Here is a 25965-nt window from a genome sequence, read left to right as displayed (position 1 = left end):
TCGGGAGTAAGATCGCGCCAGCTCACAGGCTGCGGCCGGTCGCGCGCCCCTGCCTGTCGGCTCGGACGAGGTAGCACCGGCGGCGGCTCCAGTCTTTCGGAGAATTGCCCGCAATGGCCACCACCACCCTTGGCGTCAAGCTCGATGACGCCTCGCGCGACCGCCTCAAGCGCGTCGCCCAATCCATCGACCGCACCCCGCACTGGCTGATCAAGCAGGCCATCTTCTGCTACCTCGAGCAGATCGAGCGCGGCCACCTGCCGTACGAAGCCGGCGCGGCCGGGGCCGAGGGCGAGGGCAGCGACGGCGCCGATGCGCTCCATGGCGACGGCGCACCGCAGCCGTTCCTGGAATTTGCGCAGAGCATCCAGCCACAGTCGGTGCTGCGCGCCGCCATCACTTCCGCCTATCGCCGCCCGGAAACCGATTGTGTGCCGGTGCTGCTGGAGCAGGCGCGCCTGCCGCAGCAGCAGGCCGAGGCCGCCATCAAGATGGCCAAGGCACTGGCGACGCGCTTGCGCGAGCAGAAGGTCGGCACCGGGCGCGAGGGCCTGGTGCAGGGGCTGATCCAGGAATTCTCGCTGTCGTCGCAGGAAGGCGTGGCGCTGATGTGCCTGGCCGAGGCGCTGCTGCGCATTCCCGACAAGGCCACGCGCGATGCGCTGATCCGCGACAAGATCAGCGGCGCCAACTGGCAGTCGCACCTGGGCCAGAGCCCGTCGCTGTTCGTCAACGCCGCCACCTGGGGCCTGCTGCTGACCGGCAAGCTGGTCGCCACCCATACCGAATCGGGGCTGACCAAGGCGCTGACGCGCATCATCGGCAAGGGCGGCGAGCCGCTGATCCGCAAGGGCGTGGACATGGCGATGCGCCTGATGGGCGAGCAGTTCGTCACCGGTGAGACCATTTCCGAGGCGCTCGCCAATGCGCGCCGCTACGAGGCCGAGGGCTTCCGCTATTCGTACGACATGCTGGGCGAAGCGGCCATGACCGAGGCCGATGCCGCGCGCTACCTGGCCTCGTACCAGCAGGCCATCCACGCCATCGGCCAGGCCTCGCGCGGCCGCGGCATCTATGAAGGCCCGGGCATCTCGATCAAGCTGTCGGCGCTGCACCCCCGCTACAGCCGCGCGCAGCACGAGCGCGTGGTGGGCGAACTGTACGAGCGCCTGAAGTCGCTGACGCTGCTGGCGCGCCAGTATGACATCGGCATCAATATCGACGCCGAGGAGGCCGACCGCCTCGAGATCTCGCTGGACCTGCTCGAGCGCCTGTGCTTCGAGCCCGAGCTGGCCGGCTGGAACGGCATCGGCTTCGTGGTGCAGGGCTACCAGAAGCGCTGCCCGTTCGTGATCGACTACCTGATCGACCTGGCCCGCCGCAGCCGCCACCGCCTGATGATCCGCCTGGTCAAGGGCGCCTACTGGGACAGCGAGATCAAGCGCGCCCAGGTGGAAGGGCTGGAAGGCTATCCGGTCTATACGCGCAAGGTCTACACCGATGTGTCGTACATCGCCTGCGCGCGCAAGCTGCTGTCGGTGCCGGACGCGATCTACCCGCAGTTCGCCACGCACAACGCGCACACGCTGTCGGCCATCTACCAGATCGCCGGGCACAGCTACTACCCCGGCCAGTATGAGTTCCAGTGCCTGCACGGCATGGGCGAGCCGCTCTACGACCAGGTGGTGGGCCCCACCGCCGACGGCAAGTACAACCGGCCCTGCCGCATCTACGCGCCGGTCGGCACGCATGAAACGCTGCTGGCCTACCTGGTGCGCCGGCTGCTGGAGAACGGCGCCAACACCTCGTTCGTCAACCGCATTGCCGACGACACCATCTCGCTGGATGAACTGGTTGCCGATCCGGTGGCCGTGGTCGAGGCCATGCATCGCGATGAAGGCGTGCTCGGCCTGCCGCACCCGCGCATTCCGTCGCCGCGCACGCTGTATGGCAAGAGCCGGCCCAACTCGGCCGGCATCGACCTGGCCAACGAGCATCGGCTGGCGTCGCTGTCGTCGGCGCTGCTGGCCGGCACCGGCGAGCGTCTGGTGGCCGAGCCGATGCTGGGCGCCGAAGTGGCGCGCGCCGCCGATGCCATCACCACGCCGGTACTGAATCCGGCCGATCACCGCGACGTTGTCGGCCATGTCATCGAAGCCGGCAAGGCCGAGGTCGACGCCGCGCTGCAGGCCGCGGTCAATGCCGCGCCGATCTGGCAGGCGACGCCGCCGGACGTGCGCGCCGCCGCGCTGGAGCGCACCGCCGACCTGATGGAAGCCCAGATGCAGTCGCTGATGGGCATCATCATGCGCGAGGCCGGCAAGACCTTCTCCAATGCCATCGCCGAAGTGCGCGAGGCGGTGGACTTCCTGCGCTACTACGCCGCCGAGGTGCGCCGCGGCTTCGACAACGAGACCCATCGCCCGCTCGGTCCGGTGGTCTGCATCAGCCCGTGGAACTTCCCGCTGGCGATCTTCACCGGCCAGGTGGCTGCCGCGCTGGCGGCGGGCAACCCGGTGCTGGCCAAACCGGCTGAGCAGACCCCGCTGATCGCCGCCGCCGCGGTGAGGCTGCTGCGCGAGGCCGGCGTGCCGGCCGGCGCGGTGCAGCTGCTGCCGGGCCGCGGCGAGACCGTCGGCGCCGCGCTGGTGGGCGATGCCCGCGTCAAGGGCGTGATGTTCACCGGCTCGACCGAGGTCGCGCGCATCCTGCAGCGCAATGTCGCCGGGCGCCTGGACGCCGCCGGCCGCCCGATTCCGCTGATTGCCGAAACCGGCGGCCAGAACGCGATGATCGTCGACTCCTCGGCGCTGGCCGAGCAGGTGGTCGGCGACGTGGTCAACTCCGCCTTCGACTCGGCCGGCCAGCGCTGTTCGGCGCTGCGCGTGCTGTGCCTGCAGGAGGACGTGGCCGAGCGCGTGCTGGAAATGCTCAAGGGCGCGATGCAGGAACTGAACATGGGCAATCCGGACCGCCTGTCGACCGACGTCGGCCCGGTGATCGACGAAGAGGCGCGCGCCGGCATCGTGCGCCATATCGATGCGATGCGCGCCAAGGGCCGCCGCGTCCACCAGGCCGATCCCAACGCGGCGCAGGGCGCCAGCTGCCGCCATGGCACCTTCGTGCCGCCGACGCTGATCGAGCTGGACAGCATCGAGGAACTCAAGCGCGAGGTCTTCGGCCCGGTGCTGCACGTGGTGCGGTTCCCGCGCGCGGCGCTGGATACCATGGTCAGCCAGATCAACGGCACCGGCTATGGCCTGACGCTGGGCATCCATACCCGCATCGACGAGACCATCTCGTTCATCGTCAGCCGGGCGCAGGTGGGCAACCTGTATGTGAACCGCAATATCGTCGGCGCGGTGGTGGGGGTGCAGCCGTTCGGCGGCGAGGCGCTGTCGGGCACCGGTCCCAAGGCCGGCGGCCCGCTCTACCTGCACCGGCTGCTGTCGGTCTGTCCGCAGGACGCGGTGGCGCGCAGCGTGCGCGCGGCCGACGTCAATGCCGGCGCCGGCGGCGCCCAGACCGTGGGGCCGGACGACGAAGCCGTGCGCGCCACCGAGGCCTTCCGCGAGTGGGCGCGCCGCGAGCAGCCCGAGGTGGCCGGCGCGTGCGAGCGCTTCGCCGAGGCCTCGGCCTCGGGCCTGGCGGTGACGCTGGCGGGCCCCACTGGCGAGCGCAACACCTACACGCTGCTGGCGCGCGAGCGGGTGCTCTGCCTGGCCGCGCAAGAGGCCGACCTGGCCCTGCAGCTGGGCGCCGTGCTGACGGTGGGCGCCGAGGCGGTATGGCCGGAAAACCCTGTCGCCCGGGGGCTGTTTGCGCGCCTGCCTAAGGGCGTACAATCGCGCGTCCGCATGGTGGCCGACTGGACCGCGGCGGACACGGCAATCGATGCGGTGCTGCACCACGGCGATTCGGACCAGCTGCGCACGGTGTGCGAGCAGGTCGCGGCGCGTCCTGGCCCGATCATCGGCGTGCAGGGCCTGGCGCAGGGTGAACGGAACATTGCGCTCGACCGCCTGCTGATCGAGCGCTCGCTCTCGGTCAACACCGCGGCCGCGGGCGGCAATGCCAGTTTGATGACGATCGGCTGAGGCAACCCTCGGACGGCGTCATGTCGAAGCGCGCGGCGATGGCGGCGATCCCGCCCCGCCGCGCAGAGAAAGCACGGCGCGGCACTGCCAGGCCGCGCCGCAATACAACTGCCGGTAACGACACCACATCGGCACCACATCGGCACCATTTGGGACCCAAGGAGATCTGATGAGCTCGACTTTCCACAAGACGGCAATGACCGTTGCCCTGACCCTGGCCGGCCTGACCGCCGCCTCCGCCGCGTTCGCGCAGGCGCAGGAAATCAAGCTGGGCTACGCCGGCCCGATGACCGGCGGCCAGGCGCAGTACGGCAAGGACATGCAGAACGGCATCATCCTCGCGATCGAGGACATGAACGCCACCAAGCCCAAGATCGGCGGCAAGGAAGTCAAGTTCGTGCTGGTTTCCGAAGACGACCAGGCCGATCCCAAGACCGGCTCGGTGGTCGCGCAGAAGCTGGTGGATAACGGCATCCAGGGCATGCTGGGTCACTTCAACTCCGGCACCACGATCCCGGCGTCGATGGTCTACAACCGCGCCGGCATTCCGCAGATCGCCATGGCGACCGCGCCGGAATACACCAAGCAGGGCTTCAAGACCACCTTCCGCATGATGACCTCCGACACCCAGCAGGGTTCGGTGATCGGCGCCTTCGTGGTGAAGAAGCTGGGCGCGAAGAACATCGCCATCGTCGATGACCGCACCGCCTACGGCCAGGGTCTGGCCGACGAGTTCGAGAAGGCCGCCAAGGCCGCCGGCGGCAAGATCGTGCGCCGCGAGTTCACCAACGACAAGGCGGTGGACTTCAAGGCCGTGCTGACCAACATCAAGCGCAGCAACCCGGACATCATCTTCTACGGCGGCGCCGAGACCCAGTCCGCGCCGATGGCCAAGCAGGTCAAGGAACTGGGCATGAAGGCCCCGCTGGTGTCGGGCGAAATGTCCAAGACCGACAACTTCCTGAAGCTGGCCGGCCCCGCCGCCGAAGGCACCGTGGTGTCGCTGGCCGGCCTGCCGCTGGACCAGATGCCCGGCGGCGCCGCATACGAGAAGAAGTACGAGAAGCGCTTCGGCTCCAAGGTCCAGACCTATTCGCCGTACGCCTACGACGGCGCCACCGCGATGATGACGGCCATGGTCAAGGCAGGCTCGACCGACCCGGCGCGCTACCTGCCGGTGCTGGCCGCCACCAATATGCAGGGCGTGACCACCAAGACGCTGGCGTATGACGCGCGCGGCGACCTGAAGGACGGCGGCATCACGGTCTACAAGGTCGTGGGCGGCAAGTGGACTGTGCTGGAGACGGTTGGCGGCAAGTAAGCTGCCGCCACATCTGGCGCATGGGAAGAACGCTGCCTGCGGGCGGCGTTTTTCTTTTCCCGGGTGCCGGCGACGGGCGAGACAAGGTCCCTATCCCGCCATTGGCGCATAATCCCGCACTCGCACTTTTTTCATCCATAGGAGCAGTACGTGTCCGAGCAGGAAGCCAGCTACGACCACGCCATCGGGCTAGCCAACCAGGGGCGCTTCGCCGAAGCGCTGCAGATTGCCGACCAGCTGTCGCTGGCGCGCCCCGAGGTGGTGGATTTCGTCACGCTGCGGGCGCGGCTGCACTTTGACAACGGCGATGCCGGCGCCGCGCTGGCGGTGCTGGACGAGGCGCTGGCGCGGCTCGACACGCTGCCGCTGCAGCCGCCGCACCGCTGGGTCTCGCGCGGGGTGATCGCGCACCGCTACGGCGCCATGCTGATGAGCCTGGGCCGCGATGCCGAGGCCCGCCCCTGGCTGCACGAGGCCGCGCAGCGCAGCGGCCTGCTGACCGGCGAATGGGCCGCGCATTTCCACGCCGGCCTGGCGGCGCTGCGGCTCGGCGACATGGCCGGCGCCGCGCGCTACTGGTACGACCTGATGGTGCGCAACCCCGACCTGGGTGCCGACGATATCGCGCCGCTGGTAACGGACTACATCGCCCGCACCGAGGCTGCCGGCGTGCCGGCGGAGCCGTTGATGCGCGTCTGCCTGGGCCGGATCGCGCTGGACAACCCGCATCTGCTGGAGCTCGATGCCGCGGCCGGCGATGCCGTCGCCGCCGACCAGGCCGCGCGCGTGCTGGCCGAGCACCCCGACCACCCCGAGGCGCGCCGGCTGCGCGCGCCGCTGCGCCATGGCGTCGGTGACCTGCAAGGCGCGCTCGAAGACCTCGGCGTCTACCTGCGCCAGGTGCCCGACCCGCAGAGCCAGGTACGCGAGCTGGCCTGGCGCCACCAGCTGGCGCAGCGCGGCGACGGCACTGCCGCGGCCTCCGCCGAACCCGAGCCGTGGCTGCGCTTCACGCTAACCGACCAGTCCGACGACGGCGCCGGCTACTACCGCGCCTCGATGGCGCTGGGCGAATTCATCGACGACGTGCCCGCCGCCGAGGCCGCGCTGCGACCGCTGCTGGTGCAGGCCGGACGCGCGGGCGTGGCGCGCTTCGACCAGTACTTTGCCACGGGCCAGGGCGACGCCGCCGGCCATGGCGGCAATGCCGACCCCCATCTCTATTCGCTGCTGTGCCGGCTGCTGGCACGCAGCCTGCCGGCCGACGCCGCGCATGCCGACGAGCGCATCGCGCTGCACCGCCAGGGCATGGCCGCGAGCGAGTTCATCGAGCACTGGATCGACCTGCTCGATTGCCACGCCGACGCGCGCCAGCACCAGAAGGTGGCGGAACTGGCGGGCGAGGTGCTCAACCGCTATCCGCTCGAGCGCAACCCGGCCGACGTGACCTGGGCCTTCAGCCGCATGATCGCCGCCTGGAAGGCGCTCGGCGGCGCCGAGCCGACCGAGGCCGCGCGCGCCGCGATGGCGCACATGGATGCGCGCCTGGACGCGCTGCCGGTGGAAGCCCGCAGCGAGGCCGCGCACCCGATGGCGCATGCGCGTGCCTACTATGCCGCGCTGCTGCAGGCCCGCATGGCCGGCATGGACGAGCACGACCGCACCGACGCGCTGGCCGAGATCGAGACCCAGCAGCGCCGCGCGCTGCTGGTGGAAGACGCCTGGCTGTACAACCGTTTCGGCCAGGTCTGGCGCGACCTGGGCGAGCCCGAGCGCGCGCTGCCGCTGTTCGAGCAGGCGGTGGCGCTGACCGAGGGCGATCCGCAGGACCAGGCCGGCCCGCGCGTGCAGCGCGGCCTGGTGCACAACGCCGCGGGCCGCCACGACGCCGCGCTCGCGGACTTCGTCACGGCCTTCGCCGCGCGTGACGACTGGGACGCCGAGGTGTACCTGCGCGCGGTGCAGTCCGCACTCGGACAGGGCCAGCGTGAAGCCGCGCTGGGCTACTTCGACCAGGCGCGTGCCCGCGGTGCGGCGCAGGGCACAACGCGCACGCTGTACGGCCAGGTCGAGGCGGCGTTGAAGGCCACCCGCCCGGTGTGGAAGATGTGGGGCGTCTGAAACGTCTCTCGCGGCCCGCGAATCGGCTGAAGATGTAAGGTATGTAAAAAACGCCATCCGTAGATGGCGTTTTTTACGTGAAGATGACCGAAATAAGACGCGCGTTTGGTGCGGTGTCGGACAATCACTGACATGGATTGTGAAGTGCTTACATTACCATGTCGCCATGAATGGACTGAGCCAACTTTTTCCTAGCCTCCCGCTCGCGCCCGGCGGCCTCTTCTGGGTCGGACTGGCCCTGGTCGGCGCTGGCCTGGCGGGCGAGCTGAGCCGGCGCTGGCTGCGCTGCCCGCGCATCGTCGGCTATGCCGCGGCGGGGCTGTGCGCGGGCATGCTGGGCCGCGGCATCGTCGACGAGAACATGATCAACCAGACCCGTATCCTGATCGATATGGCGCTGGCACTGGCCTTGTTCGAACTCGGCCACCGGCTTTCGCTGACCTGGCTGCGCGCCAACCGCTGGCTGCTGCTGACCAGTGCCTTTGAAAGCCTGCTGACCTGGGGCCTGGTGGCGGCGGTGCTGCAGTGGATCGGCGCCTCGCCCGGCGTGGCCATCCTGGCCGGGGGCATCGCGGTCAGCACCTCGCCCACCATCGTGCTGCAGCTCAAGAACGAGCTGCGCGCCGACGGGCAGGTCACCGAGCGTCTGCTGGCCATGGCCGCGCTCAACAGCATCTATGCCGCCGCCATCGTGCAGGTCGCCACCGGCTGGCTGCATTCGGAATACGGCAACCTCGGCGCGGCGCTGCTGCATCCGCTGTACCTGCTGGTGGGCTCGTGCCTGCTGGCCTGGGTGGTGGGCAAGCTCGGCCATGCCATCTACGACCGCATGTCGGCCGACGATCACTACAGCTTCCTGGTGCTGGTGGGCCTGGTGCTGTTCACGCTGGCGCTGACCCGGGTATTAAAATTGTCGATGCCGCTGACGCTGATGCTGGCCGGCGTGGTATTCAAGCACCAGGACAACCAGCCGCACGTGTGGCCGCCGCATTTCGGCAGCGCCGGCAGCCTGCTGATCATCGTCATGGTGGTGTCGCTGGGCCTGCCGCTGACGGCGCAGGACTGGGCCGTGGGCGGCGTCTACGCCATCGCGCTGGTGGTGCTGCGCCACGTCGCCAAGCTCGCCGGCGTGGTGTCGCTGGGGTCGTTCTCGGGACTGAGCCTGCGCCAGTGCATGGCGCTGGGGCTCGCGTTGGCGCCGATGTCGGGCCTGGCCTACCTGCTGATGCATGACGTCGCGCGCCTCTACCCGGGCACCGGGCAGCCGCTGGCAGCGATCATCCTGTGCGCGCTGGCCATCGAACAACTTTTCGGCCCGGTGATCGCGGCGTGGGCGCTGCGCTACGCAGGCGAAGTCCGCGTCGATATCCGGGCCAATGGAGGAGGGCGCTGATGTCGCTCGAGCCGTTCAAGCAATCCGAGGCGCTGACGTTCGGCGTCGAGCTGGAGCTGCAGCTGGTCAACCGGCACGACTATGACCTGGCGCCATTCGCGCCCGACCTGCTGCGCGCGCTCAAGGGCGCCCAGCATGCCGGCGACATCAAGCCCGAGATCAGCCCGTCGATGATCGAGATCAGCACGGGCATCTGCCACAGCTACCAGCAGGCGCTGGAAGAACTGACCGTGATGCGCGACCTGATGGTGGCGGCGTCGCACTCGCTGAACCTGGGCATTGCCGGCGGCGGCACGCACCCGTTCCAGCAATGGTCCGACCGCACCATCTCCGATTCGCCGCGCTACCAGTACATCTCCGAGCTCTACGGCTATCTGGCCAAGCAGTTCACCGTGTTCGGCCAGCACGTGCATATCGGCTGCCCCAGCGCCGACGAATCGCTGTTCCTGCTGCACGCCATCGGCCGCTATGTGCCGCACTTCGTCGCGCTGGCGGCGTCGTCGCCGTATGTGCAGGGTGTCGATACCGGCTTTGCCTCGGCGCGGCTGAATTCGGTCGCGGCCTTTCCGATGAGCGGGCGCGCGCCGTTCCTGCTGACGTGGGATGCCTTCACCGCGTACTTCGAGAAGATGCGCAATACCGGCGTGATCGAGAGCATGAAGGACTTCTACTGGGATATCCGGCCCAAGCCGGAATTCGGCACCATCGAGGTCCGCGTGATGGACACGCCGCTGACGGTGCAGCGCGCCTGCGATATCGCCGCCTATATCCAGATGCTGGCGCGCTACCTGTTGCTGTCGCGCCCGTTCATGCCGCAGGAAGACGACTACCTGGTGTACACCTTCAACCGCTTCCAGGCCTGCCGCTTCGGGCTGGAAGGCGAATACGTGCACCCCAACGAACTGACCCGCATGCCGATCGCGGACCATATCCTGTCGATCTGCGACGCGCTGGTGCCGCATGCCGAGGCGCTCGGCTCGCTCGAGGCGCTGGCCAATATCCGCGCCCTGGCCGCGCGCCGCGACGGTGATGCCGAGTGGCTGCGCCAGGTCGACGCGGAGGCGCGCAGCCAGCGCGAGACGGTGCGCAAGGCGTGTGACCAGTGGGCTGCCTGAGTGGGCTGCCTGAGCGCGCGTTGAACGCGCCGTTGCCTTACTGGACGCTGTAGCCTCGTCCCTGCATGCAGGCGCCCCAGGCCTGGTAGTACGAGCCCATCGCCTGGCTGGTATTGGCCGCCGCCTGCTGGTTGGCCGCATTCGCCTGGCGGCGTGACTGGCGGTGCGCCATGCCGCCGGCGACCGTACCCGTTGCAGCGCCGATTGCCGCGCCCTTGCCGGCGTCGCCCGCAATCGCGCCCGCCACGGCCCCGGCAGCAGCGCCGCCTGCCGCACCCCGCACGCGCTGGCCGCTTTGCGCCTGGGCCGGCGGCGGCGCGTTGGCGGCCTGGGCAGGATCAACGCCGGTCTGCTGCTTGGCCCAGCTGTAGCACGCGCCGTCGTCGCTGGCCTGCTGCTGCTGGCTCTGGCCCTTGGCCGGATAGGCGACGGGCTTGCTCTGCGCCGTGGCCTGGAACGGCGCCAGCGCGAGGGCCGCGGCCAGCGCGCCGAGGGCGAGATACGGCTTGCGATGCTGGCGTTGCTTCATGATCGTGTTCCCCCGCAGTTGTCGGCCACGCAATGCTGGACGCGCCGCCCGGTGCGCGCGCGGGCAAGCCGTTCCGTGTTCTCTGAAGGCCAGTATTTGCGGCCCGCAGGGCTAAGTCAAATCAGTGTTTTGGCGGCGCGATGTTATTTGTTTGTGGTGGGTGGCGGCGCCAGCAGGAACGCGATGGCCTGCTGCCACCAGGCCAGGTCGACATGCCCGGTCCAGTCGTTGTGGCCGGCGCCGTCGATCACCACCAGCCGTCGCGGTTCGCCCAGCGACGCATAGAGCGCCTCGCCGAAGCGCGCCGGCACGATGGTGTCGCGCTGCGCCACCGCCACCATCACCGGGCGGCCGAAGCCAGCCAGGCTGGCGACGCTGTCGTAGCGGTCGCGCAGCACCCAGCCGGCCGGTAGCCAGGGATAGTGATGCGAGGCCAGGTGCGCGAGCTTGTCCCACGGCGTGATCAGCAGCACGCCGGCAACGCTGTCGCGCTGGCGCGCGGCCGCCGCCGCCGCTACGCCCGCTCCCAGCGATTCGCCGATCAGCAGCAGCGGGCCGTCGAACTGGCGCCGCGCCAGCGCAATCGACTGCTCCGCGTCGGCGACGAAGCTGCGTTCGCCCAGGGTGCCCGGGCGCGGCCCGTACCCGGGGTACTCGGCCAGGATCACGCGCACGCCCAGCGGCGCCAGCGCGCTGGCGTAGTAGTCGCGATGCCCGGCATGTCCGGCGTTGCCGTGGAATACCATCGCGGTGGCGCGCACCGGCCCGCGCGGCTCGGCCACCAGTCCGCGGAAGTCGTCCGGACCCGGCCACGCGCGCAGCCCGGGCGAAACCATGTCGTCGACCGAAGCGCGTTCGGGGAAATAAAGGAAGTGATCCTGCAGCATGGCGATCGCGGCCAGCCCCGCCAGCGCCGCGGCCAGCCAGCGCCACAGGCGCGCCCGCGCCGTCCGTGGCAGCGCCGACGGTGCGGTTGCGCCGGGCAGCACGCTGGCAGGCATGGCCGTGTGCCTGGGGCGGTCAGGCGCCGGCGTACACCGGCTCGCAGCGCACCTCGGTCCTGACCGAGTTGGCGATAAAGCAGGCCTCGTGCGCGGCGTGGTGCAGGGCGTCGAGCTGGTCGCGCGTGGGCTCGGCCTCGCCGCCAAACGTGACTTGCGGGCGCAGCGTCACCACGGTCATCGCCATGCGCCCGTCGGCGTTCTTTTCCATCACACCGGTGGCCGCGTCCAGGTAGCGGTCGACCACCAGGCCCTGCCTGGCTGCGAGCGACAGGAACCACAGCATGTGGCAGCTCGACAGCGAGGCGATGAACATCTCTTCCGGGTCGACCGCGCTGGCGTCGGACATCGGCAGCGGCACCACATGCGGCGACGACGAGCCCGGGACTTCGGCGCCGCCGTCGAAGCGCAGCACGTGCCGGCGGCTGTAGCGGTTGCCGGCGAAATCCTGTCCGTCGCGTTGCCACAGGACTTCAGCGGTATAGGTGGACATGCAGGGACTCCTGAGGTTGGGGAGGGAATTCAGGCGCCGTGCGGCACGCTTTCGCCGTCGCGCAGGCCCAGGCGCTGGTTGGCCGGCACCGCGACATCGATCAGCCTGGGGCGCGGCAGGTTCAGGTTGCGCATCATCTCGATGAACTGCTCGCGCGTGCGGCCGGCGACGCGGCTGTTGTGCGCGCGTTCATGGCCGATGGTGGACACGGTGCGGCCCTTGTAGTCGTGGGCCGGATAGACCAGCGTGTCGTCGGGCAGCGCGAACAGCTTGCGGGTCAGGCTGTCGTACAGCGTGCCGGCATCGCCGGACTGGAAATCGGTGCGGCCGCAGCCGTCGATCAGCAGCGCGTCGCCGGTGAAGATGCGGCGCACGATGCCGTCGGGGTCGGCTTCTTCCCATAGGTAGCTCATGCTGCCGGCGGTGTGCCCGGGCGTATGGATGGCGCGCAGCACCTGCTTGCCGAAGGCGACGGTGTCGCCGTCGATCAGCTGCTTGTGCGCAGGCTTGATGTCGCAGCCGGACGGCGCCGCGGTATGCGCGCCGGTCTGCAGGGCCAGGTGGCCGGCCGAGGTGATGTGGTCGGCATGGGCGTGGGTCTCGATCACCCAAGCCAGGCGCGCGCCGGTTTCCTGCAGCAGCTTCAGGTCGCGCTCGAGCTGGTGGTCGACCGGATCGATCAGCAGCGCGTCCCCGGTAGCGGCGTCGATCAGCAGGTAGGTGAAGGTGGACGAGGTCTCGTCGAACAGCTGATGGAAGGTCTGCATGGCCGTCCTCTTGTTGTTTGGCCGGGGAACGCCGCCATGATACGCCGCACCGGCGCTAGCACTCCACGATATTCACCGCCAGCCCGCCGCGCGCCGTCTCCTTGTATTTCGTCTTCATGTCGGCGCCGGTCTCGCGCATGGTCTTGATCACCGAATCGAGCGATACATAGTGCGTGCCGTCGCCGCGCAGCGCCATGCGCGCCGCGTTGACCGCCTTGACCGACGCCATCGCATTGCGCTCGATGCACGGAATCTGCACCAGCCCGCCGACCGGGTCGCAGGTCAGGCCGAGGTTGTGCTCCATGCCGATCTCGGCCGCGTTCTCCACCTGCGCCGGGCTGCCGCCGAGTACCGCGGCGAGCGCGCCGGCCGCCATCGAGCAGGCCACGCCGACCTCGCCCTGGCAGCCGACCTCGGCCCCCGAGATCGACGCGTTGAGCTTGTACAGCAGGCCGATCGCGCCCGCCGTCAGCAGGAAGTCGACCACGCCCTGTTGGTTGGCGCCCGGCACGAAGCGGTCGTAGTAGTGCAGCACGGCGGGGATGATGCCGGCTGCGCCGTTGGTCGGCGCGGTCACCACGCGGCCGCCCGCTGCGTTCTCTTCATTGACGGCGATGGCGTACAGGTTGACCCAGTCCATCACCGAGAGCGGATCCGACAGCGTGCGTTCGGCGCGCTCGGTCAGGCTGCGGAACAACTCGGGCGCGCGCCGCTTGACCTTGAACGGCCCCGGCAGTTCGCCATCGGTGCGGCAGCCGCGCGCGACGCAGGCCTGCATCACGTCCCAGATATGCAGCAGGCCGTCGACGACTTCCTGCTCGCTGCGCCACGTCAGCTCGTTTTCCAGCATCAGCCGCGCAATGCTCTTGCCGCTGTCCTGCGCCATCTGCAGCATGTCCTTGCCGCTGCGGAACGGGTGCGGCAGCTGCTGCGCGGCGTTGAGCACCTGGGTGTTGGGCGCACCCGCGGTGACCACGAAGCCGCCGCCCACCGACAGGTAGCGCGCTTCACGCAGGCTCGCGCCGCCGCTGTTGAAGGCATGGAACTTCATGCCGTTGGGGTGCTCGGCCAGGGCCTCGCGGCGGTAGAACGCGATGTGCTCCTTCTCGACGAAGGGCACGATATGGCGGCCCAGCAGCGACAGCTCGCGCGACTTGCGCAACGCGGCGAGTCGGGTGTCGATGGAATCGGGATCGATGGTGTCGGGCGACTCGCCCATCAGGCCGAGGATCACGCCCTTGTCGGTGCCGTGCCCCTTGCCGGTGGCGCCAAGCGAGCCGTACAGCTCGACCCGCACGCTGGCCACCTGCGGCAGCAAGCCGTCGCGCTCCAGCCCCTGCGCGAACATCAGGGCCGCGCGCATCGGGCCCACGGTATGCGAGCTCGACGGGCCGATGCCCACCTTGAACAGATCGAAGACGCTGACTGCCACGGAATGTCTCCAGCAACGGGATGGTCTTGCAGAGGCTCTTTTTCAGGCGGTCGAAGTACGGCAACGGACACCGCCGCCGGCGGGCCCTTCATCTTGAGCATAGTGCGACGGCCGTGCCACCGCCGAGGCGATGGCACGGCCCGGGGGTGCGTCAGTCGACCACGTAGTCGCTGACCGGCACGCAGCTGCAGAACAGGTTGCGGTCGCCATACACGTTGTCGGCACGGCCGACCGGCGGCCAGTACTTCTGCGTGCGCAGCGACGCCACCGGATAGGCGGCTTCCTCGCGCGTGTACTTGTGGGTCCACTCGTTGGCGGTCACCACCGCGGCGGTGTGCGGCGCGTGCTTGAGCGGGTTGTCCTCGCGGTCGAACGTACCGTCGGCGACGCGGCCGATTTCCTGGCGGATCGCGATCATCGCGTCGATGAAGCGGTCCAGCTCATGCAGCGCTTCGGACTCGGTCGGCTCGATCATCAGCGTGCCCGGCACCGGGAAGCTCATGGTCGGCGCGTGGAAGCCGTAGTCCATCAGGCGCTTGGCCACGTCTTCGTTGCTGATGCCGGTTTCCTTCTGCAGCGGGCGCACATCCAGGATGCACTCGTGCGCGACCAGGTCGTGCTGGCCGGTGTACAGCACCGGGTAGTAGGGCGCCAGGCGCTTGGCCACGTAGTTGGCCGCCAGGATGGCGTTTTCGGTGGCGGCGGTGAGGCCGGCCGAACCCATCATCGCGATATACATCCACGAGATCGGCAGGATGCTGGCCGAGCCGAACGGTGCCGCCGACACGCCGCCGATGCCGCGCTCGTCGCGGCGGTAGCCGACGCTGTCCTGGTTGGGCAGGAAATCCGCCAGGTGCGCGCCGACCGCAACCGGGCCAACGCCCGGACCGCCGCCGCCGTGCGGGATGCAGAAGGTCTTGTGCAGGTTCAGGTGCGACACGTCGCCGCCGAACTGGCCCGGCGCGGCGGTACCGACCATCGCGTTCATGTTGGCGCCGTCGACATAGACCTGGCCGCCGTGCTTGTGCACGATCTCGCAGATCTGCTGCACGCCCTGCTCGAACACGCCGTGCGTGGACGGGTAGGTGATCATGATCGCAGCCAGGTTCTTGCTGTGCTGCTCGGCCTTCTTCGCCAGGTCTTCCAGGTCGACGTTGCCGTTCTCGTCGCAGGCTACCACCACCACCTTCATGCCGGCCATCTGCGCCGACGCCGGGTTGGTGCCGTGCGCCGACGACGGGATCAGGCAGATGTCGCGATGGCTTTCGCCGCGGCTGGCGTGATACGCATGGATGATCAGCAGGCCCGCGTACTCGCCTTGCGAGCCGGCGTTGGGCTGCAGGCTGACCGCGGCGTAGCCGGTGGCGGCGCACAGCATGGCCTCGAGCTGGTCGATCATCTCGCGGTAGCCCACGGTCTGGTCCAGCGGCGCGAACGGGTGGATCTGGCTGAACTCGGGCCAGGTCACCGGGATCATCTCGCTGGTGGCGTTCAGCTTCATCGTGCACGAGCCCAGCGGGATCATGGTGCGGTCCAGCGCCAGGTCCTTGTCGGCCAGCATGCGCAGGTAGCGCAGCATCTCGTGCTCGGCGTGGTGCGTGTTGAACACCGGGTGGGTCAGGTACTCGCTGGCGCGCGCCAGTTCGGCCGGGAAGGCGTCATGGGTGGCGGCTTCGAGCTTGTCGAAATCGAGGCCCGCCGGCAGCGGCTTGCCCTGCGTGAAGATTTCCCACAGCGCCACCACGTCGTCGCGCGTGGCGGTCTCGTCCAGCGAGATACCGACGCGCGTGGCGCCGGCATGGCGCAGGTTGATCCCGCGCGCGGTGGCGGCGGCATGGATTGCCTCGGTGTTGAAGCCGGTTTCCAGCGTCAGCGTGTCGAAGAAGGTCGCGTTGGTGCGGACGAAGCCAAGCTGCTCCAGGCCGGCCGCCAGCGTCGCGGCCAGGCGATGCACGCGCTGCGCGATGCGCTTCAGGCCCTGCGGGCCGTGATACACGGCGTACATCGATGCCATCACCGCCAGCAGCACCTGCGCGGTACAGATGTTGGAGGTGGCCTTCTCGCGGCGGATATGCTGCTCGCGCGTCTGCAGCGCCAGGCGATACGCCTTGTTGCCCTGCGCGTCGACGGTCACGCCCACCAGGCGGCCCGGCATCGAGCGCTTGAACGCATCCTTCACCGCCATGTAGCCGGCGTGCGGGCCGCCAAATCCCAGCGGCACGCCGAAGCGCTGCGAGTTGCCCACGGCCACGTCGGCACCCCATTCGCCCGGCGCGGCAATCAGCGTCAGCGCCAGCAGGTCGGCGGCGGCCACCACCAGGCCGCCGGCGGCGTGCACCGCGTCGGCGATGGCGCGGTAGTCATGGATGTCGCCGTTCACGCCCGGGTACTGCAGCAGCACGCCGAACGCGCCCGCGGCAGCGGCGTCGGCGGCGGGGCCGACCTTGACTTCGATGCCCAGCGGCAGCGCGCGCGTGCGTACCACTTCCAGCGTCTGCGGCAGCACGTCGTCGGCGACGAAGAAGATATTGGAGTCGTGCTTGTTCACGCGCTGCAGCAGCGTCATCGCCTCGGCGGCGGCGGTGCCTTCGTCCAGCATCGACGCGTTGGCGATGTCCAGCCCGGTCAGGTCGGTCACCATCTGCTGGAAGTTCAGCATCGCTTCCAGGCGGCCTTGCGAGATTTCCGGCTGGTAGGGCGTGTAGGCGGTGTACCAGGCGGGGTTTTCAAAGATATTGCGCAGGATGACGCCAGGCGTGATGGTGTTGAAGTAGCCCTGGCCGATGAAGCTCTTCAGCACCTTGTTCTTGCCCGCCAGCGCGCGCAGCTTCGCCAGCGCAGCCTCTTCGCTCAGCGGCTCGGTGAACTCGCCCATCGGCATGCCGTCGCGGCGGCGGATGGCGGCGGGGATGACGGCGTCGATCAGCGCGGCGCGGCTTTCGTAGCCGAGCACCTTCAGCATGTGCTGCTGTTCGGGGCTATCGGGGCCGATATGGCGGGCGGCGAAGGCGTCGCGCGCCTCCAGTTCGGCCAGCGTGGGCCGGTTTGCTTGGGCGGCGTTCATGGGCAGCGGGGCGTTCATGGGCAAGAACCTCGTGGAGGGCGCGGCGGCAGGTGGTCAGCCGTGCCGCGGCGCCGCGAATGCGGTGTGCCGGTCCCGGAGGGGGACCGGCGGGCGATCAGGCGCCGACGCTGGCCTTGTAGGCGTCGGCCGACATCAGGCCGTTGACGTCGTCGCCATTGGCCGGCTTGAGCTTGAACAGCCACGCGTCGAAGGCGTTGGCGTTGACGCTTTCCGGCGCCGCGGTGGCGGCCTCGTTGACGGCGATCACTTCGCCGGCCACGGGCGCGTAGATGTCGGAGGCGGCCTTCACCGACTCGACCACGGCCAGCGCGTCGCCGGCACCGACCGATTTGCCCACTTCGGGCAGCTCCAGGAAGACGATGTCGCCCAGCGCGTCCTGTGCGTGGTCGGTAATGCCGATGGTGAGCGTGCCGTCGGCTTCGACGCGCACCCACTCATGCGACTCGGTGTACTTGAGGTCAGCGGGGAAATTCATGAAGGTTCTCCGGATTCAGATCTGTTTCTTGTTGGGTGATGCCTGCCCGGCAACGCTGCCGGCAGGCGAGGGCGACCGTTGGGTGAGCGGGGCTGTCCCCTAGCTCACGAGTGCCTTGCCATGACGCACAAACGGCAGTTTAACCACAGTCGCGTTGAGTTTGCGGTCGCGGATCTCCACCTGCACGGTGTCGCCCACGTTCACGCCCTGCGGCAGGCGCGCGAAGGCGATCGATTGCGACAGCGAGGGGCTGAAGGTGCCGCTGGTGATTTCACCGTCACCGGCGGGGGTGATGACTTTCTGGTGGGCGCGCAGCACGCCGCCCTTGTCCCGCAGGATCAGGCCGAGGAACTGCTGGCGCGAACCCGCCGCGGTCAGTGCCGCCTTGCCGGTGAAGTCGCGCTCGCTCTGCAGGTCGACCGTCCACGCCAGGCCCGCGTCCAGCGGCGAGACCTTGATGTCCATGTCCTGGCCGTACAAATTCATGCCGGCTTCCAGGCGCAGCGTGTCGCGTGCGCCCAGGCCGGCCGGGCGCACGCCCGCGGCATTCAGTTTTTCCCACAGGCCGGCGACGCTCGCGGCCGGCACCACCAGCTCGAAGCCGTCCTCGCCGGTGTAGCCGGTGCGCGCCACCATCACTTCGCCGAGGGCGGGATCCTGCACGACCACGGCATTGAACGGCTTGAGCGCGTCGGAAGGCTGGGTCGACGGGAAGGTGCTCCACACCTTGGCGCGGGCGTTGGGTCCCTGCACCGCGACGATCGCCAGCGGCTGCACGCCCTCGGGCGCGACGTCCGTGCGGCGCGGCGTGATGGTCACGCCGCTGCCGGTGGCGTCGTTGCGGGCGCGGATCCAGTCGATATCGCCGACCGCGGTGCCGGCGTTGACCACCAGGCGGAAACGGTCCTCGGCGAAGAAATAGACGATCAGGTCGTCGATGACGCCGCCGTTCTCGTCCAGCATGCAGGAATAGAGCGCCTTGCCGGGGGTCTGCAGCTTGTCGACGTTGTTGGCCAGCAGGCCGCGCAGGAAGCTGCGGGTATTCGGGCCGGCGAGATCGACCACGCACATGTGCGAGACGTCGAACATGCCCGCATCGTTGCGCACGGCATGGTGCTCCTCGATTTGCGAGCCATAGTTGACCGGCATGTCCCAGCCGCCGAAGTCGACCATGCGGGCGCCGAGGGCGCGGTGGATAGCGTTGAGGGGCGTGGCCTGGAGCGTCATGGAATCCTCGGGGGCAGTCTCGGTTGGCGAAAACAAAAAAGGGCCATCCGCCGCGGCGATCGCTACGCCAATTTGGCGAGCAATCCGCTGCGGCGGATGACCCCTCTGTCCTCGATACCTGAGAGATTACGAGGCGGATCCCGTGGACCCAATCCTCGCGCGCCCCTTCGGTGGGCACGCTCGCCACGAATGGCGGGTGCCGCTCTCCAGAGTGCGGCATGCATCGTGTGCATGTTGCATGCCGATCCGACCGGTCCGTGGTGCCTGAGAGTTTTCGGGTGATACCCCTTCGGCGGCGCAGGCGATGCGCGCTCTCCCGGTCGGATGCGCGCAATGTACGGGAGGCCCCGGCCTTTGTCAAACCACGGCAAGGGCCCCATACCCGCCGCTGCGCGCCGGTGCTTACTTCTTCTTGTCGTCGGTGACAACGTTGCCGATGACGCCGCCCACGGCCGCGCCGCCCAGCGTACCCAGCGCGCTGCCGTCGGTCAGGACGGCGCCGCCAACCGCGCCGGCACCGGCGCCGATGGCGGTATTACGTTGTTTCGGGGTCATGTCCGCGCAACCGGCAAAAGCCGCGACCGTCATGCCGATCAGGGTCACCTTGGTCAAAGTTTGCAGGGTTTTCATTGTTGGCTCCGATGTGATGATTCGTGCATGCCCAAGCGATCCGGCGGACCGGGGGACACACTGATTAGAGTGTCGCGTTACGTCATTGGCTCCGGTCTTTACGAAGTGTTACGCCAGTGACACGGCCTGGCCCGCGCTCGCGGCTTGCGCTGACTGACCCGCCGCGGCGAGCGTGTTAACATCGGCAGCTTTGCCGCAGGCCCGGGTGACGGGATGCCGGCAAATCCGCTCTTTCCCGCGATTCCGCTGCCGCCCCGACACCTGCCCGCATGACCCATGGCCTGAACCCCGCCCAATCCGAAGCCGTCCGCTACCTGGACGGGCCTTGCCTGGTGCTGGCCGGCGCGGGCTCCGGCAAGACCCGGGTGATCACGCAGAAGATCGCGCATCTGATCGAGGACAAGGGCTTCGAGCCGCGCCATATCGCCGCCGTCACATTTACCAACAAGGCGGCCAAGGAGATGCAGGAGCGCATCGCCAAGCTGATGGAGGGCAAGACCACGCGCGAGGGCAAGCGCATTCCGCTCAAGCAGCTGACGGTCTGCACCTTCCACTCGCTGGGCGTGCAGATCCTGCGCATGGAAGCCGAGCACGTGGGCCTGAAGCCGCAGTTCTCGATCATGGATTCGGACGACTGCTTCGGTCTGATCCAGGAGCAACTGGGCACCACCGACAAGAAGCTGATCCGCGGCGTGCAGAGCACGATCTCGCTGTGGAAGAACGGCATGGTCGATCCCGAGGCCGCGATCGCGCAGGCCGCCAATGCCGACGAGCACCAGGCCGCGCTGGTCTACCGCAACTACGTCGCCACGCTGAACGCCTACCAGGCGGTGGATTTCGACGACCTGATCCGCCTGCCGGCCGAACTGTTCGCGCGCAACGAGGCGGTACAGCTGAAGTGGCAGAACCGGCTGCGCTACTTCCTGGTCGACGAGTACCAGGACACCAACGCCTGCCAGTACCAGCTGCTCAAGCTGCTGGCGGGTGGCTCGCACCTGCGCGCGCCGGCCTTCACCGCGGTGGGCGACGACGACCAGGCCATCTACGGCTGGCGCGGCGCCACGCTGGATAACCTGCGCGGCCTGCAGACCGACTTCCCCAACCTGAAGGTGATCAAGCTGGAGCAGAACTACCGCTCCACCGTGCGCATCCTGGAAGCGGCCAACGCGGTCATCGCCAACAATCCCAAGCTGTTCGACAAGAAGCTGTGGAGCGAGCACGGCATGGGCGATCCGATCGCCATCCACCCGATGAACGACGAGGAGCACGAGGCCGAGTCGGTGGTGTTCCGCCTGTCGGCGCACAAGTTCGAGCGCCGCGCGCAGTTCCGCGACTACGCCATCCTGTACCGTGGCAACCACCAGGCGCGGCTGTTCGAGCAGATCCTGCGGCGCGAGCGCATTCCCTATGTGCTGTCGGGTGGCCAGAGCTTCTTCGACAAGGCCGAGATCAAGGACATCTGCGCCTACCTGCGCCTGATCGCCAATCCCGACGACGATCCCGCCTTTATCCGCGCCATCACCACGCCGCGCCGCGGCGTCGGCAACACTACGCTCGAAGTGCTGGGCACGTTTGCCGGGCAGGCCAAGGTGTCGCTGTTCGAGGCGGCGATGATGGGCGGCATCGAGGGCAAGCTGCAGCCGCGCCAGCTGGAGCCGCTGCGCGTGTTCTGCGAATCGATGGTGCGGCTGGCCGACCGCGCGGCGAAGGACCCGGCTACTGAAGTGCTCGACGACCTGATGGCCGGCATCCACTACGAGGCTTACCTGTACGACAGCTTCGACGAGCGGCAGGCGCAGTCGCGCTGGACCAACACGCTAGAGTTCCTCGAATGGCTCAAGCGCAAGGGCACCAAGCCGGAGGCGGCAGAGGGCGAGGAGGCCACCGGCTACGACAACGCCGACGGCTTCGGCAGCGAAGGCAAGAACCTGCTCGAGCTGACGCAGACCGTGGCGCTGATGAGCATGCTCGAAGGGCGCGAGGAAGATCCCGACGCCGTGCGGCTTTCTACGCTGCACGCCTCCAAGGGGCTGGAATACCCGCACGTGTTCCTGGTCGGCGTGGAAGAGGGCATCCTGCCCCACTGCCGCGAAGACGACGACATGACCGACGAGAAGATCGAGGAAGAGCGCCGGCTGATGTATGTCGGCATCACGCGCGCGCAGCGCAGCCTGCAGATCAGCTGGTGCAAGAAGCGCAAGCGTGCGCGCGAGACCTATTCGTGCCAGCCGTCGCGTTTTATCGGCGAGATGAAGCTGGAAGAGGCGCCGGCACCCAAGGACGACACCCCGGCGATGAGCCCCAAGGACCGGCTCGGCGCGCTCAAGGCGCTGCTGGGCAATGGGGGCAAGGCGGTCGCCGGCTGAGCGGTCACGGCGCCGGCAGCCTCTACCGCGCGCCCGACACCGCCAGCGTGACGTACTGCGAGCCGCGCTGCCCGCGCGTGAAGTCCAGCGTGAAGTCGCCGACGTCGACGCGTCCCTGCAGCGCCCGCCGCAACTCCGTCGTGCCGCCAGAGCGCACACCCTGCAGCGAACGTGCGAGCCAGGCGGCGCCGATATAGCCGGCCAGCGTCGCCGGCGACGGCGGTTCGTCCAGGTACTGCTTCATGCGCGCCACGTGTTCCTTCACCACCCGCAACGTGGCCTGCTGCGGGCCCGGCGCGACCTGGGTCAGCACCATCCCGCCGGCGTAGCCGCGGCCCAGGATCTCGCGCGCGGCATTGGCGCTGACCGCGGACAGCCCCACCAGGAAGCCGTACCACCCCTGCGCCGCCAGCGCCCGGCCCAGTTCGGCATAGGCCAGCGTGTCGCCGGCGACGATCACCGCGCCCGGGCGAGTTGCCGCAATGCGCCGTGCCGCGGCGTCGCCGCTGCCTTCCAGCAGCACCGCGCGGGTGCCGGTCTGCGCCTCCAGCCGGGCCAGCGACGACACCGCAAAGTCCGGCGCCACTACCAGCGCGATCTGCGTCAGCCCATAGCCGCGCAACTGTTGCGCGGCCGCGTCCAGTTCCGCCTGGTAGTCGGCCCGCGTGAACCAGACATTGTCGGCGGCCAGCGCCAGCCCCGACAGCGGTGCGACAATCTGCACGCCGCGCCGCGCCAGTTCGGTCGATGACGCGAGCGCGGGCAGCAGCCGGTCGCCGGGACCGAACAGCAGCCCCGCATGTTCCGTGTCGGCCAGCGACACCGCCTGCGCCAGCGCGCGGCGCGGATCGGGGTCCGCATCGCGCACCACGTGCTGGATCCGTACAGGACCGCCGGAGGCGTTGACGGCGTCGAACATGACCTTGGCCCCGGCCAGGTAGTCGCGCGCCAGGTCGGACTGCGCGCCGTTGCGGTCGACCAGGTGCCCGACCACCACCGTGCGCGGCGCCTGCGTCCGGGCGGAGAACGCGGACAGGGCCAGCGCCATGCCGGTCGCGGCAAGCAGCCGGCGCCGACCGGCGTCTGCCGGCGGGTGGTCGCGCAGCGGTGGGTACGGCGCGGGCGTGGGGGAGCGGCGGGAACGTGACATGGCTGGAACCTGGCGGATCGCGCGTGGGCGCGGTGGCGCGCAGCGTACCCGGCACCCATGACGCCAATGTGACGTACGCGTGCAGCCCATCGGCAGCGGCGCCGCTCGGCTCATGCCCGCACTTGACGGCGGTCAAGCTGTGGGCGCCGGGCCGGTCCTACGATGACGTGTCGCATACCCATTCCCCCGCGCCCCCATGAACCCGTCAGCCATGACTTTCCCCGCGCTCGACCGCCGCGCGCTCTCCGACTTCCGCGCGCTGGCCGGGCGCATCGACGGCAACGGCCCGCGCTATACCTCGTACCCGACCGCCGACCGCTTCCACAACGGCCCCGACCCGTCGCTGTACCACGACGCGCTGGCCGCCTGCCGCGCCGACGCGCCGGCGCCGCTGTCGCTGTACCTGCATATCCCGTTCTGCGAGAACATCTGCTACTACTGCGGCTGCAACAAGATCATCACCCGCGACCACGGCCGCAGCGCGCGCTACGTCAGCTACCTGGGCCGCGAGATGGCGCTGGTGGCCGGGCGGCTGGGCGAGCGCCGGCAGGTGATCCAGTCGCATTGGGGCGGCGGCACGCCGACCTTCCTGAACCCGGAAGAAATGCGTCGCGTGATGGCGCTGCTGAACACGCATTTCGCGCTGGCGGCCGACGGCGAGCACTCGATCGAGATCGATCCGCGCCGTGTCGACCGTGACCGCATGGCGCTGCTGGCCGACCTGGGCTTCAACCGCGTGAGCCTGGGCGTGCAGGATTTCGATCCCGAGGTGCAGCAGGCCATCCACCGCATCCAGCCGTTCGAGGAGACCCGCGCCGTGGTCGATGCCGCGCGCGCGCTGGGCTTCCGCTCGGTCAGCCTGGACCTGATCTACGGCCTGCCGCACCAGACCGCGGCGCGCTTCGGCCGCACCATCGACCAGGTGCTGGCGCTGCGCCCGGACCGGCTTTCGGTCTACAGCTACGCCCACCTGCCGCATGTGTTCAAGCCGCAGCGCCGCATCGACGAACAGGCGTTGCCACCGGCCGGCGAGAAGCTCGACATCCTGGTCTCGACCATCGAGCGGCTGACCGCCGAGGGTTATGTCTATATCGGCATGGACCACTTCGCGCTGCCGGATGACGACCTCGCCGTGGCCCAGCGCGAGGGCCGGCTGCAGCGCAACTTCCAGGGCTATTCGACGCACGCCGGCTACGACCAGGTCGGGCTCGGCATCTCGGCGATCGGCGCGATCGCGGGGCGCTACGTGCAGAACGCGCGCACGCTCGACGACTACTACGGGGCGCTGGACCAGGGCCGCCTGCCGCTGGCCAGGGGCGTGGCGATGACGGCCGATGACCACCTGCGGCGCGAGCTGATTGGCGATCTGATGTGCAATGGCGTGCTCGATCTCCCTGCCATCGAGGCGCGCCATGGCATCGATTTCAACGAGGCCTTTGCCGCGGAACTGGCCGAGCTGGAGCACCTGGCCACCGACGGACTGGTGTGCCGCGAGCCCGGCCGCATCACCGTGACGCCGCTGGGCCGGCTGCTGGTGCGCCGCGTGGCGATGGTGTTCGACCGCTACCTGCGCGACGACACCGCCCGGCCGGTCGACAGCGGCGCGCGCGCCGCCAACGACGGCGCCCAGCCGATCCGCATCGTGCCGCGCTACTCGCGCGTGGTGTAGCGCAGAGAGCGTTGCCGGACTGGGCCGGACGAAAAAAAACCCGCGCACTGCGCGGGTTTTTTGCTGGCGTCGGGCCGGCTTACTTGGCGGCGTTGGCCATGTAGTCGGACGCAGCGATCACGTCGGCGTCCGGGCCGGCATAGCCGCCCTTGGGCGGCATCACGCCCTTGCCCTTGAGCGCGAAGTTGTGGACCGCATCCATGCCTTCCTTCAGGCGCGGGGCCCAGGCGGCCTTGTCGCCGAACTTGGGCGCACCTGCCACGCCGGCGGCGTGGCAGGCGGCGCAGACCTGCTCGTAGACCTTCTTGCCCACTTCGGCCGAGGCAGCTGCCGGCGCGGCAGCGGCGGCGGCAGGTGCGGGTGCGGCAGCGGCTGCCGGAGCCGCAGCGGGGGCCGGCGTTGCAGCGGCAGCCGGGGCGGCCGCTTCAGGGGCTGCGGCCGTTGCAGGCGCGGCAGCGGCCGGGGCCGGCGGCTCGGGGAACTTGGCGCCGCCGGCGTCGGCCAGGTAGACCACGGCGCGGGCCAGTTCGTAATCGGTGTAGTCGTCAGGCGTGCTGCCGGCGCGCGGCGGCATCGCGCCCTTGCCGTTGAGCACCGACTTCATCAGGCCGTCGAAGCCCTGGCCGATGCGCGCGGTCCAGTCGCCGGCGGTACCGTGCTTGGGCGCACCCGCCGCGCCGGTGGCGTGGCAGGCGGCGCAGATTTCCTTGTAGACCTGTTCGCCGGTCTTGAACACGCGCGGCGCGTTGGGATCCTTGATTTCGAGCGAGGCGACCGGCTTGATGCGATCGTTGACGGCTTCGGCGGCGGTGCTCGCGCCGGCGCTTTCGGTCGAGCCGTGTCCGACGAAGTTGACCAGCAGGATGATCACGATGATCGGCACCAGGAACGCCGCGATCACGACTGCGATCAACTGCTTCGGGGTTTTGATGGGAGACTCGTGCTCGGGGTGTTCGTTGTGGACGTCGCTCATACAGAACTCTCAGTTTTGCAGGAAACCTTCTGGCCGCTTACGCTCGGCTTGCTTTTTCTGGCCCTGGTGTGGCCCTTCGCTGACCACTATCCGGCCCCATCCGGACCGCCCGCGCTCCCCT

18 protein-coding genes and 2 riboswitches are annotated in these 25965 nt (G+C 69.1%); of the genes, 7 read left to right on the top strand and 11 right to left on the bottom strand.

The genetic code is table 11. The annotated features are described in order from the left end of the window. Window positions 1-113 precede the first annotated feature (113 nt). From putA to CBM2588_RS00585, 5 genes are all read left to right on the top strand, one after another. Window positions 114-4097: a trifunctional transcriptional regulator/proline dehydrogenase/L-glutamate gamma-semialdehyde dehydrogenase gene (putA, locus tag CBM2588_RS00605; protein WP_115678918.1), complete on the top strand. Its 3984-nt coding sequence runs from the start codon at window positions 114-116 to the stop codon at window positions 4095-4097. 169 nt (window positions 4098-4266) lie between these two features. Continuing rightward, a complete protein-coding gene (locus CBM2588_RS00600) occupies window positions 4267-5418 on the top strand; it encodes a branched-chain amino acid ABC transporter substrate-binding protein (RefSeq protein WP_115678917.1) in 1152 nt (383 codons plus the stop codon). A gap of 150 nt (window positions 5419-5568) precedes the next feature. Continuing rightward, window positions 5569-7539 carry a tetratricopeptide repeat protein gene (locus CBM2588_RS00595; RefSeq protein ID WP_115678916.1) on the top strand — a complete coding sequence of 657 codons (1971 nt, stop codon included), beginning with the start codon at window positions 5569-5571 and terminating at the stop codon, window positions 7537-7539. 166 nt (window positions 7540-7705) lie between these two features. Next, window positions 7706-8932, top strand: a complete 1227-nt coding sequence (locus tag CBM2588_RS00590; RefSeq protein ID WP_092316751.1) for a cation:proton antiporter — start codon at window positions 7706-7708, stop codon at window positions 8930-8932. Next, complete coding sequence (locus CBM2588_RS00585) at window positions 8932-10047, top strand: YbdK family carboxylate-amine ligase (protein WP_115678915.1); 1116 nt, start codon at window positions 8932-8934, stop codon at window positions 10045-10047. Before CBM2588_RS00590 ends, CBM2588_RS00585 begins: the two co-directional genes overlap by 1 nt. 37 nt (window positions 10048-10084) lie before the next feature. On the opposite strand, the gene CBM2588_RS00580 is transcribed toward CBM2588_RS00585, so the two are convergent. The 9 genes from CBM2588_RS00580 to CBM2588_RS00540 all read right to left on the bottom strand — a co-directional run bounded on the left by CBM2588_RS00580 (window position 10085) and on the right by CBM2588_RS00540 (window position 19686). Continuing rightward, entirely contained in the window at window positions 10085-10576 is a 492-nt protein-coding gene (locus tag CBM2588_RS00580; RefSeq protein WP_115678914.1) for a YMGG-like glycine zipper-containing protein, read from the bottom strand. Window positions 10577-10719: 143 nt separating this feature from the next. After that, window positions 10720-11577, bottom strand: a complete 858-nt coding sequence (locus tag CBM2588_RS00575) for an alpha/beta hydrolase (RefSeq protein WP_115678913.1) — start codon at window positions 11575-11577, stop codon at window positions 10720-10722. A gap of 19 nt (window positions 11578-11596) precedes the next feature. Then, window positions 11597-12070 carry an OsmC family protein gene (locus tag CBM2588_RS00570; RefSeq protein WP_115678912.1) on the bottom strand — a complete coding sequence of 158 codons (474 nt, stop codon included), beginning with the start codon at window positions 12068-12070 and terminating at the stop codon, window positions 11597-11599. Between the two features lie 29 nt (window positions 12071-12099). Further along, window positions 12100-12837, bottom strand: a complete 738-nt coding sequence (locus CBM2588_RS00565) for an MBL fold metallo-hydrolase (RefSeq protein ID WP_115678911.1) — start codon at window positions 12835-12837, stop codon at window positions 12100-12102. Between the two features lie 55 nt (window positions 12838-12892). Further along, entirely contained in the window at window positions 12893-14269 is a 1377-nt protein-coding gene (locus CBM2588_RS00560) for an L-serine ammonia-lyase (RefSeq protein ID WP_115678910.1), read from the bottom strand. Between the two features lie 151 nt (window positions 14270-14420). Then, complete coding sequence (gene gcvP, locus CBM2588_RS00555) at window positions 14421-17351, bottom strand: aminomethyl-transferring glycine dehydrogenase (protein WP_115678909.1); 2931 nt, start codon at window positions 17349-17351, stop codon at window positions 14421-14423. Between the two features lie 97 nt (window positions 17352-17448). Next, complete coding sequence (gene gcvH / locus CBM2588_RS00550; RefSeq protein WP_018006183.1) at window positions 17449-17829, bottom strand: glycine cleavage system protein GcvH; 381 nt, start codon at window positions 17827-17829, stop codon at window positions 17449-17451. Between the two features lie 99 nt (window positions 17830-17928). Further along, window positions 17929-19056 (bottom strand): glycine cleavage system aminomethyltransferase GcvT, encoded by a 1128-nt coding sequence (gene gcvT / locus CBM2588_RS00545; RefSeq protein ID WP_115678908.1) that lies wholly within the window; start codon window positions 19054-19056, stop codon window positions 17929-17931. 95 nt (window positions 19057-19151) lie between these two features. Continuing rightward, a riboswitch (glycine riboswitch) is annotated at window positions 19152-19276 on the bottom strand. Between the two features lie 21 nt (window positions 19277-19297). Then, a riboswitch (glycine riboswitch) is annotated at window positions 19298-19385 on the bottom strand. A 73-nt stretch (window positions 19386-19458) separates the two neighbouring features. After that, a complete protein-coding gene (locus CBM2588_RS00540) occupies window positions 19459-19686 on the bottom strand; it encodes a glycine zipper 2TM domain-containing protein (RefSeq protein WP_012354259.1) in 228 nt (75 codons plus the stop codon). A 269-nt stretch (window positions 19687-19955) separates the two neighbouring features. On the opposite strand from CBM2588_RS00540, the gene CBM2588_RS00535 reads away from it, so the two are divergent. Continuing rightward, on the top strand, window positions 19956-22052 hold the full coding sequence (locus CBM2588_RS00535; protein WP_115678907.1) for a UvrD-helicase domain-containing protein: 2097 nt from the start codon (window positions 19956-19958) through the stop codon (window positions 22050-22052). A gap of 22 nt (window positions 22053-22074) precedes the next feature. On the opposite strand, the gene CBM2588_RS00530 is transcribed toward CBM2588_RS00535, so the two are convergent. Then, a complete protein-coding gene (locus CBM2588_RS00530; protein ID WP_115678906.1) occupies window positions 22075-23202 on the bottom strand; it encodes an ABC transporter substrate-binding protein in 1128 nt (375 codons plus the stop codon). A 211-nt stretch (window positions 23203-23413) separates the two neighbouring features. Here CBM2588_RS00530 and hemN point away from each other — a divergent pair, with 211 nt between their 5' ends. Beyond that, entirely contained in the window at window positions 23414-24871 is a 1458-nt protein-coding gene (gene hemN, locus CBM2588_RS00525; protein WP_439897421.1) for an oxygen-independent coproporphyrinogen III oxidase, read from the top strand. A gap of 79 nt (window positions 24872-24950) precedes the next feature. Here the strand turns inward: hemN and CBM2588_RS00520 are convergent, their stop codons facing one another. Beyond that, complete coding sequence (locus CBM2588_RS00520) at window positions 24951-25844, bottom strand: c-type cytochrome (RefSeq protein WP_115678904.1); 894 nt, start codon at window positions 25842-25844, stop codon at window positions 24951-24953. Between the last annotated feature and the right edge of the window lie 121 nt (window positions 25845-25965).

This window comes from Cupriavidus taiwanensis, from assembly GCF_900250075.1.
GTDB lineage: Bacteria > Pseudomonadota > Gammaproteobacteria > Burkholderiales > Burkholderiaceae > Cupriavidus > Cupriavidus taiwanensis_C.
This window is presented reverse-complemented; position numbering and strand designations above follow the sequence as displayed.